Below are 475 nucleotides of genomic sequence, written 5' to 3' on the forward strand. Positions count from 1 at the left end.
AGACGAACCGGCGGGTCACCGGCGTGCAGACCCCCGACGGGGTGATCCCGGCCGACATCGTGGTCTCCTGCGCCGGGTTCTGGGGCGCCAAAATCGGCGAAATGATCGGCATGGCCGTGCCCCTGCTCCCGCTGGCCCACCAGTACGTCAAAACCACCCCCGTCCCGGCCCAGCACGGCAAGAACGAGCTGCCCAACGGCGCCCGGCTGCCGATCCTGCGCCACCAGGACCAGGACCTGTACTACCGCGAACACGGCGACCGGTACGGCATCGGCTCCTACGCCCACAAACCCATGCCCGTGGACCTGGACGAGCTCGGAAGCTTCAAACCGGACGAGATCAGCGAACACCACATGCCCTCCCGCCTGGACTTCACCGTCGAGGACTTCCTGCCCGCCTGGGAAGCGACCAAGCAGATCCTGCCCGCCCTGCGCGAAGCCGAGATCGAAGACGGCTTCAACGGCATCTTCTCCTT

General features: G+C 66.7%; 1 protein-coding gene. It reads left to right on the plus strand.

Annotation, left to right across the window (positions count from 1 at the left end):
* Window positions 1-475, plus strand: a 475-nt coding sequence (locus AC5RTT_RS20755) for an FAD-dependent oxidoreductase (protein ID WP_494146736.1), incomplete at both ends; no start/stop codon positions are given.

It is taken from the genome of Arthrobacter sp. Y3221157 (assembly GCF_059089865.1).